The following is an 18,424-nucleotide window of genomic DNA, read 5'->3' on the forward strand; positions in this document are numbered from 1 at the left end:
TCCCGGAAGAACAAGCCTCCGCCCGCTTTTGATCCCGCTTGCGCCCCGTCCGGGCCGGGGATCAGGCGTCCCAGAAATGCGGCATGCCGTCCGACGCCGTGTAGCCGCTGTGGCCGATCATCGCCCAGTCCAGATCATGGATGCCCATGGCCAGGGCCGGGGAGTTCGCCTGCAGCGAGTAGTCGCCCCAATAGGGGTTGTTGAACAGCGGCTTGCCCGTCACGTCGTTGTCGCCATAGCGCGGCACGTTGTGGACGAGGTTGCCGTCGATCACCGGGTTTCCGGCGGTCAGCAGCTCCATGTAGTCGTCCAGCGGCAGCGTTCCGCTGATGACGTTGCCGGTGATGGTGTTGTTGCGCGGCAGGCCGGGATCGCCGTGCTTGGGCGCCCAGCCGACGCGGATGAATTCCTCCGCGTTGCTGGCGATGATCGAGAAGTTGTTGGTGACGAGGTTGTTGTCGCCGCCGTGGATGTGCACCCCGGCCAGTCCGGTGTCCTTCAGGAAGTTGCCGGTCACCGTGACGCCGCCGGCCATGTCGTCCAGATAGATGCCGAATCCCTTGTGGTTGGTCAGCCACTGGTCGGTGTTGCTGGTCGCCAGCCCGCCCACGCTCTCCACCCAGTTGCCGCGGATGATCGTGCCGGTGTCGACGCTGGACCGGCCCAGCACCTCGATGCCGCCGCCGTCCGCCGTCTCCAGGTTGGAATTGGTGACGCGGTTGTATTCGATGACGTTGTTGCGGTTGATGTTGGTGGAGTCCCAGTTCTTCAGCGAGATGCCGTAGCGCGCGCTGGAGTCCACGTCGTTGTGGGCGATCAGGTTGTTGTCGACCCCGGTGCCGATGATCCCGGCCACACCCTTGCGCACCTCGCCGACGTGGGAGATGTCGTTGGCGTAGACGGTGTTGCCGTTGCTGCGCCCGTCCAGCTCGATGCCGTTGACCGCCAGATGCTCCAGCGTGTTGCCGCCCACCAGGTTGTTGGAGGACGCCGCGGTCAGCTTGATCGCCGTGCCGACGTTGAGGAAGCTGTTGTTGCCGATGCTGTTGCCCGACGCCCCCTTCAGCTCCACCGCGTAGCCCCAGGTGGTGGTGTTGGTGAAGCCCAGCCCCTCGATGGTCACGTCGCTGCTGCCGTTCAGGCGGATCAGCGTGCCCAGCCGCGCCACCTCGACGCCGTCCTGCGCCAGGGTGGCCGGGTTTTCCGGCTTGAACACCAGCGACTTGTCCGACGCGCGCCACGCGAACTCGCCCGCCTGATCGACGAAGGACGGGTTGTTCAGCAGCTTGTAGGTCGTCCCCTCGGCGAAGGGCAGCGAGGTGCCGTTCTTCAGCGTGATGGTGCGGGTGGCGTCGTTGACTCCGGCGATCTCGGTCAGCGTGTCGGACAGCCGCTCGGCGTCCATCAACTGGATCTTCATGCCGGCGACGATGTCGCCCGACGACATGTCGCCGGTGTGGTAGCGCACCGACCAGCCGCTGGGGCCGCCGTTGGCCGCGTCGGCGAAGTACCAGCCGGTGGTGGTGGGGTTGTCGGCGTCGACGATGCCCTTGCTGGCCAGCGTCTGGCGCACGCCGCCGATGGTCAGGTCGAGGTCGGTGGCCTGCGACAGCTTCGCGGAATAGATCCCGTTGCCCTCGCTGACGATGTTCGTGACCTTCTCCGCCCCGTTCAGCACCGGCGTCTCGCCGGGATAGTTGCGGAAGCTGTGGCCGTTGTCGGCGCCGGTCAGCTCCAGCGTCTTGGTCAGGCGGTAGGTGCCCTCGCGCACGTAGGTGGTGTCGACGTCGCTGTCCCGCATGGCGTCGCGGGCGCGCTCCAGCGAGGCGAAGGGACCGTCGGTGCCGTCGGCGTTCGGCGCGGACAGTTTGCCCGACCACGTGTCCTTGCCGTTGGCCGCGACGTAGAAGGCCGGGCCGGACGGCGGCGGCGGGGGCGGCTCGGCCGGCGGCTGGAACAGCGACGCCGGGGCATCGACGTTCAGAGCGCCACCCCAGAAAAGCCCTTCCTGCCCCTTCACCACGTCCTTTCCATCCACCGCCCCCTTGTCGTAGGTGACGATGCTGTCGGTCGCCGCAACGGTGTGGCCGTTGATCGACACCGACTTTACGTACAGGTTGCGGTCCTGCCCGTTCACCACGGAATCGTTGTCGTAGTGGATCTGGATCTTGTGGGCTTCCTTGGCGTCGAGATCGACCGTGAAGCGGAAGGGTTGCGGGTCGCTGGAGGTGGCGCGGCCCTCGCCGACCACCTTGCCGTCCACCAGCAGCTTGAAGTGCGGCGCCACCCCGCCGGCCGACTGGCCCCAGGCGGTGACGACGATGTCGGTCGGCGTCAGCGTGACCGGCGGCGGCGGGGGCGGCGGCGGGACGTAGGGGCCGTCGAAATACTCCTCCGGAACGCCGAAGGTCAGGGCACCGCCCCAGAACAGCCCTTCCTGGCCCGCGACCACGAACTTGCCGTCCACCGGTCCCTTGTCGTAGGAGGCGAGCGGGTCGGTCGATTTGATCTCCTGCCCGTCGATGGTGATGCCCTGGACGAAGAGGTTGCGGTCCTGGCCGTTGACGGTGGCGTCGTTGTCGTAATGGATCTGGATCTTGTGGGCCTCATGGGGGTCGACATCGACCTTGAAGGTGTAGCCGGTCGGGCTGGTCGCGCTGACCCAGGCGTCGCCGACCACCTTGTCGTCCACCAGAAGCTTGAAATGCGGAGGCGTGCCGTTGGCGGCGGCGCCCCAGGCCTTCACGACGATCTCGGTCGTCATGGTGGCCGGCGCTTCGGGCTCGGGCTCCTGCGCGCTGGCGAACATGGTCTTGGGCAGATCGACGTTCAGCGCGCCGCGCCAGTACATCTCGGTCTGCCCGGCGATGACGTTCTTGCCGTCGATGTCGCCGGTGTCGTAGGTCACCAGCGGGTCGATGCTGAGGATCGGTTTCCCGTTCACCTCGAACGATTTGACGAAGAGGTTGCGGTCCTCCCCATTCACGGAGCCGTCGTTGTCGTACTGAAGCTGAAGCTTGTGGGCCTTGTCGGCCGGAACGCGGGCGTTGAAGGTGTAGCGGCCCAGCGACGCCGACGCGACGGTCGCCTGCCCGATTTCAACCCCATCCAGCCGCAGCACGAAATGCGGCCACTTTCCGCCTGCGGGAGCGCCCCAGGCGTTCACCGTGAAGGTGACGTCCATCAGTTCGGTAGTTTCGGCAGCCATCTCGGACCTCATGGAACTCTAGACCAATGTCTTAGCCCAAAGGTTGAGGTGGTCCGCTTAACGGAAAAATAAGAATCTTGGTAAATATTTTACTAACGACCGCGATTCCTGTGACATAAACAGGCCACTCGCAGTCGAGCAAAAATGCGTCCGCATTATAAAGAAAGTCTTCGCATCAACAAAATATACCGTCTTCTGGTTCAGCTTGAGCTTGGACTCAATCTTTCCGCGCTCATTTCCTCCATCGTCTGCTTCACCCTCCCATCGATGAAAGCGCAAGATGCCCCCCGAACTGACATGGTTCACTCCAGGGCATGATTCAGGAGCTGTGGAGAACCCGGCCCGCCGGAGCACCCTTGGGACTGTCGGCAAGCCGATTGGTCATAGTGGGCCGGTTGGTCATAGTGGGGTGGCTGTCATGGCAATCGTTCAGTAGGGCAGCCGCCGACCGTCCCATGCGAACAGTCCGCCGCTGTCCATCGGCGTCAACCCACCAAGGACGCCGAGCAGGTGGGCGGCGGCAACCGCAGGGGTGAACAGCCGGTCCCGGGCCACGGCGGCTTGGAACGGTTGCGATAGGGGGGTGTCGACGGTGCCCGGATGCAGCGCGACGCAGATCGCGTCCGGTCGCGAACGCGCCAGTTCGATGGCTGTGGTGCGAATGATCTGATTGAGCGCCGCCTTGGATGCCCGGTAGCCATACCAACCGCCAAGCCGGTTGTCGGTAATGCTGCCGACTTTCGCGGAGAGAGCCGCGAAGACCGCCCGTCCGTGCCGCGGCGTCCGTGGCAGGAAGTGCTTGGCGACCAGCGCCGGGCCGATGGCGTTGATCTGGAACAGCCGCGCCATGGCCATCGGATCCAGCGTGCGCCAACTCTTCTCCGGTTGCACCGCATCCTGGTGCAGCAGGCCGCTGGCGATGAAAACGAGATCGACCGCTTCGGCCAAAGCCGCCGCATCGATGATGGAGGACTCATCGGCAAGATCGAGGAAGCCGGTGCGCAGCTTGCCCGCCGGCGCGACCGGGCGGCGGGACAAGGCCAACACCTCAGTCACCCCGGGATCGGCAAGCAATCGGTGCGTCACGGCGGCGCCGATGCCGCCGCTCGCCCCGATCACAACCGCCCGGATCGAGCCGGCGAAGCCTGCAATGCCACTCATGATCCACCCTTCCTGCGGAGAGTGACAACACACCGGTCTGGCGGTGGGTTCGCCCGTATCGCCCGGGGAGGGGGCCGCAGTTCCACAACGGAAACTGCGGCCGCGTCCTACGCCGCCCTGAAGGCACGCATGTTGATGTCGCCCTCGGCGAGTTGGTTGAGTTTCTGATCGGTTGCCTTTTCCTCTTCGAGGGTCTGTTCGAGCAGACGGGCGATGTCGGTCATGCCGCAGGTCTCGGCCAATGTCCTCAGCGAGCCGTAGCTGGCGATCTCATAATGCTCGACCTTTTGCGCCGCCATGATGAGCGCGACATCGAGCACTTCCGCCGGGAGGCCCTCGTCGATGATCTCCTCGGCTTCCTCGATCAGGCCCTGGGTCGCCTCGCATGTGTTCCCGCCCGGTTCTGCCTGGAGGATCTGGAAGATCTGCTCCAGGCGTCTGACCTGACCGTCGGTCTCGCGCAGATGGGTTTCAAAAGCCTGCTTGAGCTGGGGCGACGAGGCGGCTTCGACCATTGCCGGCAGGGCTTCGATGATCTGTGTTTCCGAGCTGTAGGTGTCCTGCAACTCCTTGATGAAGAGTTCCTTCAGTGCTTGTTCCGACATGAACGCCTTCCCCGTGGGATGATGGTGCCGCCGATGGCTGGAATAGCTCGGCCACCATCCTGCAACAGGAGTCGGAGGCGGTTCTCGCGACGCAAAGAGTCACCCATCAAGGATTCTGCTGCCGCTGAAGCCAAAGGGAAACGAGGCGACGCCTTCGCCCCGCAATTGGACGACGTCGGAGCGGAAGCGTATCCTCCCATCGTCAGCCCGCCGAGGTTGATCCGTCGCCCTGGAGGGAGCCTGTGATGGCTGACCACGACCAAGCCCGTGCTGCTTTCGCCGACCTTCACCAGTCCGGCTGCTTCGTCATTCCCAATCCGTGGGATGTCGGAAGCGCCGTGATGCTGAAGCATCTGGGATTCCACGCCTTGGCCACCACCTCGGCGGGCTTCGCCTTCGCGCGGGGGCTTCCCGACACCGATTGGGCGGTGCCGTGCGGCGACATGCTGGCCCACATCGCCGACATGGTCCGGGCGACCGACCTTCCGGTGAACGCCGACTTCGAGTCCGGCTACGCCCATGACTGCGAGGGGCTGGCACGCAACGTGCGCCTTTGCGCCGACACCGGCGTGGCGGGCCTGTCGATCGAGGACGCCACGGGCGACCCGGCGAAGCCGCTGTACGATTTCCAGCACGCCGTCGAGCGGGTGGCCACGGCGGCGGAGGCGCTGCGGGGAACCGGCGTCCTCCTGACCGCACGTTGCGAGTCCCTGCTGGTGGATCATCCGGCGGCCGTCGAGGAGGCGTTGCGTCGCTTGCCGGCTTACGCCGCGGCGGGAGCCGATGTCCTCTACGCACCCGGCTTGCGGACCCCGGACGTCATCAAGGCAGCGGTCGACGCCGTCCATCCGAAGCCGCTCAACCTGCTGGTCTCGTCCCCCATCGGCCTGTCGGTGGAGCAGATCGCCGCCCTGGGCGTCCGGCGCATCAGCCTGGGCAGCGGCCTCAACCGCGCCGCCTGGGGCGGCTTCCTGCGGGCGGCGCGCATGCTGGCCGACCACGGGCGCTTCGACGCCCTCGGCGAGGCCGAACCGTTCGATGCGCTCAACGGGTTCTTCCGGACGCACGGCCGGTAAGCGCACTAAGTTTCCATGTGATCGTAAACGCCCTTTTCAGCGGCCTTTACGACGCGGATGAGCGGCGTCGTGGGTTTTCGAGGAAGAATCGCAGCATTTCCCGCGAAGCGTCCGGCCCCCGCGAGTCGGTGTAGGAACCGGCTGGGCTGCCTCCCGCCCAGGCGTGTCCGGCGCCCCGGATGGTCCACTGCTCGCACATCGCATGACCGGAGGCATCCATGTGGAGGCGACGGGTGTAGCCGTGCCCACCCGGTACCTGGCCATGCTCCACCGTCGTCCGCGCCCCCGCAGCACTCGCCCCGGATTGCGCGATCACGTCGTCGGCGTTGCGCGGATGAACCGTGCTGTCGCGGTCGCCGTGAAAGACAATGGTCGGCACCGGCCGGGCGAACGGCCGCCCCGTCGCTCCACCACCCTGACGCATGGCGGCAAAAGCGGAGGGAAGGTCATGAGCGGCGCCCTGGGGAAGGCCGGAATGCACCCCAACGGCGGCGTAGAGATCGGGATAGGCCGCTCCCAGGATGACCGCCGCCGCGCCGCCGGCCGAGAGCCCGGCGACGAACACGCGGTCGGCGTCGACGGCATGGTCGCTCATGACCCGTCTGGTGATCCCCGCGATCAGCGAGGGCTCGCCGTCGCCGCGCCGCTGGTCGGCGGGGTTGAACCAGTTCCAGCACCGTTGGGCGTTGGCCGAGGACGGCTGCTCCGGGTAGACGACCAGACAGCCATGCTCTTCCGCCAGTTGGTTCATCCGGGTGCCCGCGGCGAAATCGTCCGGCGACTGGGTGCAGCCATGCAGCATCACCACCAGCGGAAGCGGCTGCCCGTCGCGGCGGTTGGCCGGAACGTAAAGCTTGTAGGAGCGCGTCCCGGCCGCGTTGCCATGGGACGCCGCGGTGAAGGAGGCGCCGTCCGGCAACGGATCGGCGGCCGGACGGGCAACGCCGCCCATCCCAAGGTCGAGTCCCCCCGGCATGGCGCGGGCGGCGAGGCCGCGCAGCGTCTCGCCCAGGCCAACCCGCGGTCCGGGATGGAGCCGCCCGGTAAAGGCGCCGGCGGGCTTGAAGGCCGCGGCGTGGCGCGGCGGCGCGTCCGGAAGGTCCGGCGGGGTGTCCACCCGCAGCGGCTCGACGTCGATGACGGTCGGGCCGGCACCGGGAGGCGCGTCGGACGTCCCGGACGTCCCCCGCAGCAGGCGTTGAATGAGGGCGGTTGCCCCGGTGAGGTCGCCGGCCCGGGTGAGGCGCAACGCCTCGGCCATTCCGGCAGGGATGTGGTCGGTCATGTCGGGTGCTTTCTGTGCTCGGACGGGGGCGTTCGGGATGGCCCCGCCCGTCGTCTTTCGGAAATCGTCTTTCGGAAATGCGGCCTTGCGCCTTCAGCGCATGCGGTCCGCAAGAGCCGCCTTGACGGCGCTGCTGGCGTGCAGCGCCCCCAGCACGGCGATCGAAGCGATGGTGGCGCGGGCGAGGTCCGGGGTGACGTCCTGGGCGATCGTGGCCAGCCCGAGGACACGGATGTCGAGCATCTCCCCGGCATCCCGTGCCGCCTCCAGATCGCCGCGGCTGTAATGGCGCAGGCCGAGATCGACGCGCTTGCGCGTCACCGCCTGCCGCAAGGCGTCGCCATGGCGGTCGATCTGGTTGCGGATGGCGGTGCGGATGAGGTCCGTGCGGTTCGCGTAGAATCCCTCCTGCACCAGCAGATCGATGTGGCCGAGATCGACATAGCCGAGATTGATCGTGATCTTCTCGCTGTCCCCGGCCTTCGGCTTCTGATCGCGGGCGTTCTCAGACATCCCTTCACCATCCTATAACCATCCACTGGGATGGCATATGGAGAGGACGACGCACCGAACAAGGGGGAGAGCGTCGTCATGATGACCAAGTGTCCACGGCACGTCGGCCGCAACGATCCCGGTCGCAGCTTTGATGCGCATTCATTCAGCGCACACATCCCGACCAATTGAACGCACGGGTTGTTGACAACTCCGCATTGTGAAATACTGCCATGCCCATCCGTTGAGGCATGTCCTGCGGCGGACAGACCAGAGTTGGCGGGCCATCGTCTTCAGGACCACGGAAAGGCAGGCAGGATGCGCTCTGGACGACCGAACGGCGGCGGCGGGTCGGACGCCGCTCTCGATCTGAACACGGCGTTCGATCGGCGCGACACGCTGTTCACCCGGGCCGCGGAGGGGATGTCCGACATCGTCGCCAACCCGCCGAGCGGCCCCCACGCCTTCGACCTCCTGAACGGCGGCATCCGCGAATTGTCGAGTCTGATGATCCGGCAGCTCCCCTTGACGACGGCGCGCGAGGCGCGCCTTGCCCACGCCCTCTGCCAGGAGGGAATCGTCGAGGACACCAAGGCCCTGGCCCTCGGGGAGGGTGTGGCCTTGTTCCTCGACCGGCTTCAATCCGCCGCCGATCATGCGGGCATCGGCCCAGCCGCGCCCCCCGCGCCCGACCGCGATCACGCGTTGATCCGCCTGGAGCGGCATGTGCAAACGATGGCGCAGGACCGCGCCGCGCGGGACGCGGACCTCCATCAAGCCCTGGACGCCATGGCGGCGACCCCCGCGCAAGGCTTGGAGGGTGTTCTCGCCAAATTGCGGGCGTGCCGCACCGCGATGGCCGACCAGGGGAACCGCGCCGACAGGGTGGCCCCTCTGCTGAACGATGCCGTGGCGGTCCTGGAGCGTATGGCGCTGCGGGAAGCCGTCGCCCGCTTCGACAGCGCGGCCGACGCCTTCGAGGCGGCGATGCCGAAGGCCCTGCCGAGCAAGCCGACCGAGCGGATGCTCGCCGCCGGAGCCAAGGCGGGAAGCGTGGCCCTGGACGCGGCGCGGCGGATCTATCAGGCGATGGCGTCGGAGTTTCTGTCGCCGAGGAAAGGGGTCGGGGAGTGACGGACGCCTTGCCCATCACGCCGTCACTGACCGCTTCCTTGAAGGATCGCACCGGCAGGGACCGCAGGTCCTGGCCGCTTGCCCGTGGCTTGGTGAACATCCTGCGCGGCGGCCACGGCGCCCCGCCGCCCCAGCAACCGGCGGAAACCCATGTCGACATCCACCGCCAGCCCTTGCGAACGGCGCTGGACTGGCACCAGGACATGGTCGCCTTGTGGAAGCGGCACCCGACCTTCGGCCCGGGCCTGCACGACGACCTGAAAAGCACAGGTCTGCTGCCGCGCTGCGTCATCCTGACGGCGCGGGACGGCGGACCGCTGTGCTTCCGCTACATCGGGGAGCCGACCCGCCGGGTCTTCGGCGACCGCTGGGCCGACCAGAACATCGGCAAGCCCCACCTCGAAGACGTGCACGGCGCCTACGCCCAGGCCATCGACGCGCAATACCGGGAGGCGGTGGAGGGCGGGGAGCCGGTGTACAACCATCTGGTGATCACCGGACTTCCCCGGCCGCCCGTCAATTACCGGCACCTCCTGTTCGGCTGGTCACTGGGCCATCGCCGTCAGGCCCTGCTGGCGCTGATCGATTCCTGAGCCGGATGAACCGGCCCTTCAGGCCGCCTGGGCGAGGTCCGCGGCGAGCTGCGCCAGATCGCCCAGGAACTGCGCGCGGCTGAAGCGCACGAGGTGCATCGGCAGCGTCTTCAGGCCGATCTGGTTGTAGGTGATGGCCGGCTCGTCGTCGATGTGGCGCGGCCCCATCTTCCGCTCCGCCCAGACCGGAACGATATCCGGATCGACGACCGAGATGAACCAGGTCGGCGACCACAGCAGCCACGCCGCCAGCTTGTTCACCCGCTGGCAAATCGGGAACAGGCCGCGGCCCTGGAAATCGGGTCGCGTCCATCCCGCGTTCGTCCACACCACCTGCCCCCGCGTACCATTGGCGGTGTCGGACGTGCAGGTGCACCATTCGCCCTCCGGAGCCTGCACGGCGGGCTCGTCGTAGAACACCGTCATGGCGTTGAAGCGGTCGCCGATGGACTGCGTCGTGCAATCGTAGAGCAGCCCGGCCTGGGCGGTGACCACGTCGCCGGAGGAGGCTCTCCCGCAGATCCAGAAGGCGTTGGCCGGCATCAGGGAACGGCAGGCCGGATGGGCCGCCGGAAGCATCGGCTCCCAGGAGCCCGCGGCCACCGCCGCCTCGTTGACGCGCACCAGCGCCGGCATGTCGAATTCGACGGAGAGCGCCACCCCCCGGCCGGCCGCCAAGCCGACGAGTTCGTCGCGGGCGGCATGAAGCAGGCCGGACAAAGGTCCCGACGGGACGGGGAGAGCGGAAAGGGAGATGGAGGCCGGTTGCGTGCCGATAAACTGCGTGCTGGCAAACATGGATGTCTCTTCCGTGGGTTGGAAAGGATTGGCGTCAACCGCCAAGCGGGGCGCGATCCACCCCGCACATCCACATCATCGTCGCTGCCCAGCCGGTATTACTACTTTTGCGGATGCCCTCGCCCGGAAACGCACGGGGCGCCCGATCCACCGGATCGGACGCCCCGCCTTTCTCGTCTGCCCGTGAAGCGGGCGTGTTACTGGCCCTTGCCGTCCGAGGACACCGCGGCCGCCTCGCTGGAGGAGGCCGGAGTGGAGCCCCCGGCCCCCTTCGCCGGGCTGCCGGGCACCCACCAGCGGCGGGCCTCGCCGTCCGCGGCACCCGGTGCCGATTCGGCGCGGGTCTTCAGCATCGAGAAGACGATGGAGCCACCGACCAGGAAGGCCGTGATGCCCAGCGCCACCGCCGTCGGCATTTTGTAGATGTCCACCATCATCATCTTGGCGCCGACCACCACCAGAACCAGCGACAGGCCGTATTTCAGGTAATGGAAGCGGTGGATGATCGAGGCCAACGCGAAATAGAGGGCGCGCAGGCCGAGGATGGCGAAGACGTTGGAGGTCCAGACGATGAACGGGTCGGTGGTCACCGAAAAGACCGCCGGGATGGAGTCCACGGCGAAGACCAGATCGGTGAACTCGATCAGAATCAGCACGAGGAACAGCGGCGTCATCATCCGCACGCCGTCGCGCATCACGAAGAACTTCTGCCCCTCGTAGCCGTCGGTCATGCGGAAGCGGGAGCGGACGAACTTGACGATCCGGTTGTTCTCCATGTCCGGCTCGTCGTCCACCGACATCAGCATCTTGATGCCGCTGAAGATCAGGAAGGCGCCGAAGATGTAAATGATCCAGTGGAATTCCTGGATCAGCGCCGTCCCCGCCACGATCAGCACGCCGCGCATCACCAGCGCGCCCAGGATGCCCCAGAACAGCACCCGGTGCTGGTACTGCGGCGGCACCGCGAAATGGGTGAAGATCAGCGCGATGACGAAGATGTTGTCGACGCTCAGGCTGTATTCGATCAGGTAGCCGGTCAGGAACTCCAGCCCTTTCTCGGAGCCCTGGAAATGAAAGACGCCGGCAGCGAAAATCATCGCCAGCGTGGAATAGGCCGCGCAGCGCATCAGCGCCTCGCGGCCGGAGATCACATGGGATTTCTTGGAAAATACACCAAGATCAAAGGCCAAAAGCACGCCAACGAAGACGGCGAAGCCGGCCCACATTAAAACGATTTGGTCCATGGAACTGTCCCTTGCTTCATGCCCTCCGCTCCCGCAAGCGGAGACTTCGATCGTCACATGAGCAGTCCGACATCACCGATGCGCCACGGCGGGACGCATCGGCCAGAGGGGCCCGGACTGGAATCGTGACCGCAAGGTCTGCGGTCACCGGAAAAGCGCACACGACGGCTCGGCCGCGGCGCGTCAGGACACCCGCCTCCATCGTTTGCCGTGGAGACGTGGCGGTCGGTCAGGATGTTGGTTCGGTGCGGTCCATGTCGATGTCTCCCAAAGGCCCGTCGGGTGCCGTCGTCCGGCGGTGGACCTTGTGGGGGAGCGGGACCCAGGGGGAAGAACAGGGCCAGCTTCCGCAAGGCCGCGCCAAGGCAACGGCTCTATGGGAAGTCCGACATCACAGCGCCGGGCGACGCTGCCAGAGGGGCCCGGACCTCAACCGTCATGTAGTCAGGCCCCCGCCCGTCGACAAGAGGGGGAAGTGGCCTTTGCGGGCCGTGATCGATGCGAAGGCCGCAGGCGCCGACACCAGCCGGTTGATCGCCCAAGGGTTGCCGGATTTCCAGACGGGAGCCGGCTTTGCGAATTCCGCATTGCCCATGGATGATTCCGCACCGGCGGGTTGTTCGTAGCGATTGACGGAAATTCACGGCAGGACACCCACAATGATGCGGCGTTCCATTCTGCTCGGCTGCCTGCTGGCGGCCGGATTGGCCGGTTGCGGCCCGCGTTTCGAGACGGTCGCAAGCTATTTTCCACCCGTCAGCGAGGCGGGAAAGCTCTGTGTCGCCCAGTGCAAGCAGGCACAGACGATCTGCCAATCCGCAAAGGAACTGGCCGTTCAGACCTGCCGGGCCGAGGCGACGACCCGCGCCCAGGGCGAATATCAGTCCTATCTCCGTTCCTTGCCCAAAGATGTGGACAAGAAGAAGATCAAGACGTTCAGCGATTTCGACCGGGACCCCAGCTGCTACAGCAACCTCACCTGCTCCTCCGATTACAATGATTGCTACAAATCCTGCGGCGGCCGGATCGAGGCGCAGACCTATTGCGTCGGCAATTGCAAGGAAATGGTACCGCCCATGCCGGATGGGGCGGCGATCGGGCCGAGAACCACGCTCTGACAGCAGCCGGGCGAGGACGGGCGGATTGCGGCTTGACCGGAGCCGTTCCGCCCGCGTAGCTTCGCACCCGACGGTTGCCCGAAAGGGCTGAAAATGGGAACACGGTGCGGACCCCACGGCGATTGGTCGTGCGAGGGTCCTACGCCGGGGCTGCCCCCGCAACTGTAAGCGGCGAGTCGTCCATCGGAATGCCACTGGGATCGCGATCCTGGGAAGGCGATGGGCCGACGATAACCCGCGAGCCAGGAGACCTGCCGTCAGTCGTGGTCACACGCGAACACGTTCGGGCGGGGTGCACCGAAGGTCGTCGAACCGGGAGTCCGTTCGCGGAGCGTCCGGTGGGACTTCGTTCGCGGTGACGTGCCACCGGCGTCCCGCCCGAGGTCTCAATGAGTGTCCGCGTTCCCCGCCTTCACCGGACGGCGTCTTTCGCCGCCCTTCTGGGAAGCCTTGCGCTTCCCCTATCGGCCTTCGCCGATTCCACCACCATCACGATGCTTCCGCCGGTCTCGGTGATCGCCAACCGCGTCCCCACGGCCGCCGAGGAAACCGGCAGCGCCCTGACCGTCATCACCCGCCAGGAATTGGAGCAGCGCCAGACCCGTCTGCTGTCCGACGCGCTGCGCGCGGTGCCCGGCGTCGCCGTCAACCGCACCGGCCCGATGGGCACCCTGACCCAGCTCCGCATCCGCGGGTCGGAGGGCAACCAGACGCTCGTCCTGATCGACGGGATCGAGGTGAACGATCCGGCGTCCGGCTCCGAATACGACTTCGCCAACCTGCTGGCCGGCGACGTGGAGCGCGTCGAGGTGCTGCGCGGCCCGCAGAGCGCGCTTTACGGCTCCGACGCGGTCGGCGGCGTCGTCAACATCGTGACCCGCCGCGGCGCCGGCGCCCCCCGGTTCCGCGCCGCCGTCGAGGGCGGGTCCTTCGGCACCGCCGCCGGGCGGGCCTCCTTCGGCACCGGGACCGACCGCTACGACCTGTTCCTCAGCGGCCAGGGCGTCACCAGCGACGGCGTGTCGGTCGCCGACACGCGGCTCGGCAACCCGGAGAAGGACGGCTACCGCAACGGCACGCTGACCGGAAACGCCGCCGTCCGCCCGACCGAGCGCAGCGAGATCGCGGTGACCGGCCGCTACACCCGCTTCCACGCCGACACCGACGGTTTCGTCGGCGGGCGCGGCGCCGTCGATGACGGGACCAGCACCGCCGGGGAGCAATATTTCGGGCGAGTCCAGGGCAAGATCGCCCTTCTCGACGGAAAGTGGGAGCACATCGTCGGCCTGACCCATGGCCGCCAGCAGCGCGATTACCGCGACGACGCCAAGACGGTGACCAGCCGCTACGACGGGCGCAAGACCAAGGCCGACTATCAGACCAACCTCACTCTGAACAGCGGCCCCGCCGACCATGTGCTGACCGCCGCCGTGGAGCATGAGGAGGACAAGGCGATCAGCCGCAGCAGCTTCTCCAGCTTCGACCGTTCCATCGGCTCCACCGGGCTGGTGGGCCAGTACAAGCTGGGCCTGTTCGACCGGCTGACCCTGACCGGCAGCGTCCGCCACGACGGGAACGACCTGTTCCGCGACGCCACCACATGGCGCACCACGGCGGCCTATCTGATCGAAGACAGCGGGACGAAGCTGCGCGCCTCCTACGGCACCGGCGTCAAGAATCCCACCCTGTTCGAGCTGTACGGCTACACCGCCACCTACGCCGGCAACCCGACCCTGAAGCCGGAACGGGCGCGCGGCTGGGACGCCGGTTTCGATCAGTCGCTGTGGGGGACGCGGGCCTCCGTGGACGGCACGTGGTTCGACCAGCGCATCCGCGACCTCATCACCGGCACCGGGCGGACCTCCGTCAACATGCCGGGCGAGTCCCACATCCGCGGCTTCGAGCTTGGCCTGTCGGTGGAGCCGATCGACCGGTTGACCGTCCGCGGCTCCTACACCTGGACCGACGGCGAGGATTCCACGGGGGCGGAGCTGGTGCGCCGGCCCAAGCAGCTCGCCAGCCTGACCGTCAATCACCGCTTCCTGGAGGACCGGGCGAACGCCAACCTCGGCGTCGTCTACAACGGTCGGTCCAGCGACTGGGCCTACGACCCCTTCTACAACCGGCAGGTCGTGAGCCTCGCCCCCTACACGCTGGTCAACATGGCCGGGTCCTACGCGCTGTCCGAGGGGGTCGAACTCTTCGGGCGCGTGGAGAACCTGTTCGACCGCCGGTACCAGGAGGTCTGGACCTACGGCGCCCCGGGACGGGCCGGGTATCTCGGGCTGCGGCTGTCGCTGTGAGGCCCTTCCGTCTCGGGCTGGCCGCCGCCCTCCTGCTGATCGCGGGAGGGCCGGCGGCGGCGTGGGAGGCGCCGCCCGCAAAGCCGCCCATCAAACCACAGCGCATCGTCTCCCTGAATCTCTGCGCCGACGAGCTGCTGTTGCGGCTCGTCGGGCCGGAGCGCCTCGCCGCGGTCACGTGGCTGGCGCGCGATCCCCGCGCCTCCACCGTCGCGGCGCTGGCGGCGGGGGTGCTGGTCAACCACGGGACGGCGGAGGAAATCCTGCCGCTCAACCCCGACCTGATCGTCGCCGGGCGCTACACCACGCGGGTCGCGGTCGGGCTGCTGACGCGGCTGGACGCGCCGCTGCTGGAGCTGGACGTCCCGCAGAGCGTGGCGGGGGTGGCGGAGCAGATCCGCGGCCTCGCCCGCGCCGTCGGCGAGCCGGACCGGGGGGAGGCGCTGGTCGCCGACCTGCTCTCCCGCCTCGACGCCCTGCCCCCCGCGGCGCCGGGGCCGCGCGCGACCGCGGTGGTGCTGCGCCCCAACGGTTTCGTCGCCGGGTCCGGGTCGCTGGTCGACGAACTCCTGAGCCGCGCCGGGCTGGAGAACATGGCCGACCGCCTGCCGCTGGGCAGCCAGGGCGCCCTGCCGCTGGAGGCCATCATTCTGGGCGGGGCGGACGTGCTGATCATCGACGCCGCACCCGACGCGCCGCCGTCGCTGGCCGGCGCCCTGCTGCACCACCCGGCCCTGAAGGCTTTGGAGCGTCCGGTCCGCACGCTGTCGCTGCCCTCCCGCCTGTGGACCTGCCCCGGCCTGCAGATCGCCGAGGCCGCGGAACGGCTGGCCGCTGCGCGGGAGGCCGTGCCATGACGGCTGCTGCGACGTGGGAGTCGCGCATCCCCTACCCCGCCCTGGTCGCCGGGCTGACGGGTCTGGCGCTGGTGCTCTGCGCGGTGTCGGCGGCGGTCGGCTATGTGCCGTTCGACCTGGGCGCCGCTTTGTCCGACTGGCTCGCCGGTCGCCCGACCCTGGCCGCGCTGGTGCTGGGCGAACTGCGCCTGCCGCGCGCCCTGCTGGGCCTGCTGGTCGGCTTCAGCCTGGGGCTGACCGGGGCGGCGATGCAGGGCTGGCTGCGCAACCCGCTGGCCGAGCCAGGGCTGGTCGGCGTGTCGAGCGCCGCGGCGCTGGGCGCGGTGATTGTCTTCTACAGCGGCCTGTCCGCCGCGCTGTCGCTGGCCCTGCCGCTCGGCGGCATGGCCGGAGCGGCCACCGCCGCGGTGCTGCTGAACCTGATGGCGGCGCGGGGGGCCGGAACGACGGCGCTGGTCATCGGCGGCATCGCCATCAACAGCCTCGCCGGGTCGCTGACCGCGCTGGCCCTCAACCTCGCTCCCAACCCCTACGCGGCGCTGGAGATCGTGTTCTGGCTGATGGGGTCGCTGGCCGACCGCGGCACCGACCAGCTCTGGCTCGTCCTGCCGCCGATGCTGGCGGGCTGGGCGCTCTGCCTGTCCGGCGCCCGCGCGCTCGACGCGCTGACCCTGGGGGAGGACGCGGCGCGCAGTCTGGGCTTCGACCTCACCGGGCTGCGCGTCCGGCTGATCGCCGGGGCGGCGCTGGCGGTGGGCAGCGCGGTTTCGGTCACCGGCGCCGTGGGCTTCGTCGGGCTGGTGGCGCCGCACCTGATGCGCCCGCTGGCCGGGGCGCGGCCCGGACGGCTGCTGCTGCTGGCGGGCCTCGCCGGGGCGTGCCTGACGCTGGCCGCGGACATCGCGGTCCGGCTGCTGCCGACGCGACCGGAACTGAAGCTGGGCGTGGTCACCGCCCTGATCGGGGCGCCCTTCCTGATCGTCCTGATCGCCCGGCTGCGGCGGGAGGAGGCCTGATGCGCATCGAAACCCACGCCCTGTCCGCCGCCACTCCCGCGGGCGCCGGCGGGCGCACCATCCTGACGGACGTCAATCTCACCATCGCGCCCGGCGCCTTCACCGGGCTGATCGGCCCGAACGGCGCCGGCAAGACCACCTTGCTGCGCCTCCTCGCCGGTCTCGCCGAGCCGGCGGCGGGCCGCGTCACCTTCGGCGGGCGGACCGCCGCGCAGGCCGGGCGGCGGGCGCTCGCCCGCGCCATCGCCTATCTGCCGCAGAGCGGCCCGGTGCATTGGCCGCTGCGCGCCGAGGCGCTGGTCCTGCTGGGCCGCCTGCCCCACCGCGGCCCTCTGGGCGGGATCACCGCGGCAGACCGCGCGGCGGTGGAGCGGGCGCTGTCCACCGCCGACGCCGCCCACCTGCGTGGGCGGATCGTCGGCACCCTGTCGGGGGGCGAGCGGATGCGCGTCCTGCTCGCCCGCGCCCTGGCGACCGAGGCGCCCGTGCTGCTGGCCGACGAGCCGGTCGCCGCGCTCGATCCCGGCCATCAGCTCGCCTGCATGGCGCTGCTGCGCGACACCGCCCGCCGGGGCAGCGGCGTGGTGGCGGTGTTGCACGACCTGACCCTGGCCGCCCGCTTCTGCGACCGGCTGATCCTGCTGTCGGGCGGCGGCGTGCTGGCCGACGGACCGCCCGAACGGGTGCTCACCGACGCCCACCTGCGCGCCGCCTACGGCATAGCCGTCCACCGCGGCGAGGCCGGCGGCGAACCCTTCCTGCTTCCCTGGCACGCCCTGCCATCCCCGACTTCCGCAACGGAGACGCCTTGATGAGCGACCTGTCTTCCCTGCTGCGCGACGCGCTGAACGACCCGGCCACCGGCTGGAGCCTCGGCGCCTTCGGCGCCATCGCGGAGTTCATCCGCGACCCGGACGAACCCGTCGCCCTGCGCGACGACGGCCCGGACCTGGAGGCGCGGACCGCCCGCGGCGGGCTGCGCCTGCGCCCCGGTCCGGCAATCCGCGCGGTGCCCTACCGGACGCGCAGCGGCAGCCTCGCCGTGGCCCTCTGCCTGCCCCGGCACGTCGGCGCGATGAACCGGCGCGGCGTGGTGACCGAGCTGGGTCCCGACCGCGAGGCCATCGCCGAGACGGACCGCGACGCGCTGCTGTTCGACCTCGGGCTCGGCGTCTTCCAGACCGACGTCTGCGTCCGCAGTTCCGATTCCGCCACCATCGCCCGCCTGCGCGCGGTCGTCGGGACGGAGTTGCTGGCGCCGGGCAACCCCTTGCCGCCCGACCTGCCGGCGCTGAGCCCCGACCGCGTCTTCATCGGCCCCTTCGGCCGGATCGAGGTCAGCCAGCCGATCCCGCCGCCCGACGGCCGCAGCCCGGAGGGTCCGCACACCCACGTCCTGCCGAAGCTGCTGGCCCACAACCGGACCCACGCGGCGACCGTCCCGATTCCCGACGGCTGGGTGCCCAGCCTGTACCTGTCCCCGCCCGCCGGGTCCTTTGCTGCGTGGGAGGGTCTTGGGGGCTGAAATCCCGCC

General features: G+C 68.6%; 16 protein-coding genes and 1 riboswitch. Of the genes, 9 read left to right on the plus strand and 7 right to left on the minus strand.

Translation table 11 applies throughout. The features are described 5' to 3' along the window. Positions 1-61 precede the first annotated feature (61 nt). From ACWPXE_RS06885 to ACWPXE_RS06895, 3 genes are all read right to left on the minus strand, one after another. Positions 62-3,208, minus strand: coding sequence for a carbohydrate-binding domain-containing protein (locus ACWPXE_RS06885; protein WP_454017203.1), 3,147 nt, complete (start codon positions 3,206-3,208; stop codon positions 62-64). A gap of 429 nt (positions 3,209-3,637) precedes the next feature. Then, on the minus strand, positions 3,638-4,369 hold the full coding sequence (locus ACWPXE_RS06890) for an SDR family NAD(P)-dependent oxidoreductase (protein WP_454017204.1): 732 nt from the start codon (positions 4,367-4,369) through the stop codon (positions 3,638-3,640). Positions 4,370-4,476: 107 nt separating this feature from the next. Beyond that, positions 4,477-4,974, minus strand: a complete 498-nt coding sequence (locus ACWPXE_RS06895; protein WP_454017205.1) for a YciE/YciF ferroxidase family protein — start codon at positions 4,972-4,974, stop codon at positions 4,477-4,479. A gap of 245 nt (positions 4,975-5,219) precedes the next feature. Between ACWPXE_RS06895 and ACWPXE_RS06900 the strand changes: the two genes are divergently transcribed. After that, positions 5,220-6,050 (plus strand): isocitrate lyase/PEP mutase family protein, encoded by an 831-nt coding sequence (locus ACWPXE_RS06900; protein WP_454017206.1) that lies wholly within the window; start codon positions 5,220-5,222, stop codon positions 6,048-6,050. A 46-nt stretch (positions 6,051-6,096) separates the two neighbouring features. On the opposite strand, the gene ACWPXE_RS06905 is transcribed toward ACWPXE_RS06900, so the two are convergent. Continuing rightward, the gene (locus ACWPXE_RS06905) at positions 6,097-7,335 is read right to left on the minus strand and encodes an extracellular catalytic domain type 1 short-chain-length polyhydroxyalkanoate depolymerase (RefSeq protein ID WP_454017207.1); all 1,239 of its coding nucleotides are present in this window, start codon (positions 7,333-7,335) and stop codon (positions 6,097-6,099) included. Positions 7,336-7,428: 93 nt separating this feature from the next. Continuing rightward, on the minus strand, positions 7,429-7,848 hold the full coding sequence (locus ACWPXE_RS06910) for a CopG family transcriptional regulator (protein ID WP_014198121.1): 420 nt from the start codon (positions 7,846-7,848) through the stop codon (positions 7,429-7,431). 297 nt (positions 7,849-8,145) lie between these two features. Between ACWPXE_RS06910 and ACWPXE_RS06915 the strand changes: the two genes are divergently transcribed. Further along, complete coding sequence (locus ACWPXE_RS06915; RefSeq protein ID WP_454017208.1) at positions 8,146-8,961, plus strand: hypothetical protein; 816 nt, start codon at positions 8,146-8,148, stop codon at positions 8,959-8,961. Beyond that, positions 8,958-9,554 (plus strand): hypothetical protein, encoded by a 597-nt coding sequence (locus ACWPXE_RS06920; protein ID WP_454017209.1) that lies wholly within the window; start codon positions 8,958-8,960, stop codon positions 9,552-9,554. Before ACWPXE_RS06915 ends, ACWPXE_RS06920 begins: the two co-directional genes overlap by 4 nt. Positions 9,555-9,572: 18 nt before the next feature. On the opposite strand, the gene ACWPXE_RS06925 is transcribed toward ACWPXE_RS06920, so the two are convergent. Then, a complete protein-coding gene (locus ACWPXE_RS06925; protein WP_454017210.1) occupies positions 9,573-10,352 on the minus strand; it encodes a hypothetical protein in 780 nt (259 codons plus the stop codon). A 197-nt stretch (positions 10,353-10,549) separates the two neighbouring features. Further along, entirely contained in the window at positions 10,550-11,596 is a 1,047-nt protein-coding gene (locus ACWPXE_RS06930; protein ID WP_454017211.1) for a TerC family protein, read from the minus strand. Positions 11,597-12,255: 659 nt separating this feature from the next. On the opposite strand from ACWPXE_RS06930, the gene ACWPXE_RS06935 reads away from it, so the two are divergent. The 6 genes from ACWPXE_RS06935 to ACWPXE_RS06960 all read left to right on the plus strand — a co-directional run bounded on the left by ACWPXE_RS06935 (position 12,256) and on the right by ACWPXE_RS06960 (position 18,415). After that, positions 12,256-12,714 (plus strand): hypothetical protein, encoded by a 459-nt coding sequence (locus tag ACWPXE_RS06935; protein WP_454017212.1) that lies wholly within the window; start codon positions 12,256-12,258, stop codon positions 12,712-12,714. A gap of 54 nt (positions 12,715-12,768) precedes the next feature. After that, positions 12,769-12,987: riboswitch (cobalamin riboswitch) on the plus strand. 116 nt (positions 12,988-13,103) lie between these two features. Beyond that, positions 13,104-15,017, plus strand: coding sequence for a TonB-dependent receptor plug domain-containing protein (locus tag ACWPXE_RS06940; RefSeq protein ID WP_454017213.1), 1,914 nt, complete (start codon positions 13,104-13,106; stop codon positions 15,015-15,017). Continuing rightward, entirely contained in the window at positions 15,014-15,874 is an 861-nt protein-coding gene (locus ACWPXE_RS06945) for an ABC transporter substrate-binding protein (protein WP_454017214.1), read from the plus strand. The genes ACWPXE_RS06940 and ACWPXE_RS06945 overlap by 4 nt, the downstream gene beginning before the upstream one ends. Further along, positions 15,871-16,890: a FecCD family ABC transporter permease gene (locus ACWPXE_RS06950; RefSeq protein WP_454017215.1), complete on the plus strand. Its 1,020-nt coding sequence runs from the start codon at positions 15,871-15,873 to the stop codon at positions 16,888-16,890. The genes ACWPXE_RS06945 and ACWPXE_RS06950 overlap by 4 nt, the downstream gene beginning before the upstream one ends. Then, positions 16,890-17,702 (plus strand): ABC transporter ATP-binding protein, encoded by an 813-nt coding sequence (locus ACWPXE_RS06955; RefSeq protein WP_454017216.1) that lies wholly within the window; start codon positions 16,890-16,892, stop codon positions 17,700-17,702. The genes ACWPXE_RS06950 and ACWPXE_RS06955 overlap by 1 nt, the downstream gene beginning before the upstream one ends. Further along, positions 17,702-18,415: a DUF6925 family protein gene (locus tag ACWPXE_RS06960; RefSeq protein WP_454017217.1), complete on the plus strand. Its 714-nt coding sequence runs from the start codon at positions 17,702-17,704 to the stop codon at positions 18,413-18,415. Before ACWPXE_RS06955 ends, ACWPXE_RS06960 begins: the two co-directional genes overlap by 1 nt. Positions 18,416-18,424 lie beyond the last annotated feature (9 nt).

It is taken from the genome of Azospirillum sp. Marseille-Q6669 (assembly GCF_965111635.1).

Excerpts from the sequence above, each read along its gene's own strand:
- ACWPXE_RS06885 (WP_454017203.1), bottom strand. The coding sequence starts at position 3,208 with ATGGCTGCCGAAACTACCGAACTGATGGACGTCACCTTCACGGTGAAC.
- ACWPXE_RS06890 (WP_454017204.1), bottom strand. The coding sequence starts at position 4,369 with ATGAGTGGCATTGCAGGCTTCGCCGGCTCGATCCGGGCGGTTGTGATC.
- ACWPXE_RS06895 (WP_454017205.1), bottom strand. The coding sequence starts at position 4,974 with ATGTCGGAACAAGCACTGAAGGAACTCTTCATCAAGGAGTTGCAGGAC.
- ACWPXE_RS06900 (WP_454017206.1), top strand. The coding sequence starts at position 5,220 with ATGGCTGACCACGACCAAGCCCGTGCTGCTTTCGCCGACCTTCACCAG.
- ACWPXE_RS06905 (WP_454017207.1), bottom strand. The coding sequence starts at position 7,335 with ATGACCGACCACATCCCTGCCGGAATGGCCGAGGCGTTGCGCCTCACC.
- ACWPXE_RS06910 (WP_014198121.1), bottom strand. The coding sequence starts at position 7,848 with ATGTCTGAGAACGCCCGCGATCAGAAGCCGAAGGCCGGGGACAGCGAG.
- ACWPXE_RS06915 (WP_454017208.1), top strand. The coding sequence starts at position 8,146 with ATGCGCTCTGGACGACCGAACGGCGGCGGCGGGTCGGACGCCGCTCTC.
- ACWPXE_RS06925 (WP_454017210.1), bottom strand. The coding sequence starts at position 10,352 with ATGTTTGCCAGCACGCAGTTTATCGGCACGCAACCGGCCTCCATCTCC.
- ACWPXE_RS06930 (WP_454017211.1), bottom strand. The coding sequence starts at position 11,596 with ATGGACCAAATCGTTTTAATGTGGGCCGGCTTCGCCGTCTTCGTTGGC.
- ACWPXE_RS06935 (WP_454017212.1), top strand. The coding sequence starts at position 12,256 with ATGATGCGGCGTTCCATTCTGCTCGGCTGCCTGCTGGCGGCCGGATTG.
- ACWPXE_RS06940 (WP_454017213.1), top strand. The coding sequence starts at position 13,104 with ATGAGTGTCCGCGTTCCCCGCCTTCACCGGACGGCGTCTTTCGCCGCC.
- ACWPXE_RS06950 (WP_454017215.1), top strand. The coding sequence starts at position 15,871 with ATGACGGCTGCTGCGACGTGGGAGTCGCGCATCCCCTACCCCGCCCTG.
- ACWPXE_RS06955 (WP_454017216.1), top strand. The coding sequence starts at position 16,890 with ATGCGCATCGAAACCCACGCCCTGTCCGCCGCCACTCCCGCGGGCGCC.
- ACWPXE_RS06960 (WP_454017217.1), top strand. The coding sequence starts at position 17,702 with ATGAGCGACCTGTCTTCCCTGCTGCGCGACGCGCTGAACGACCCGGCC.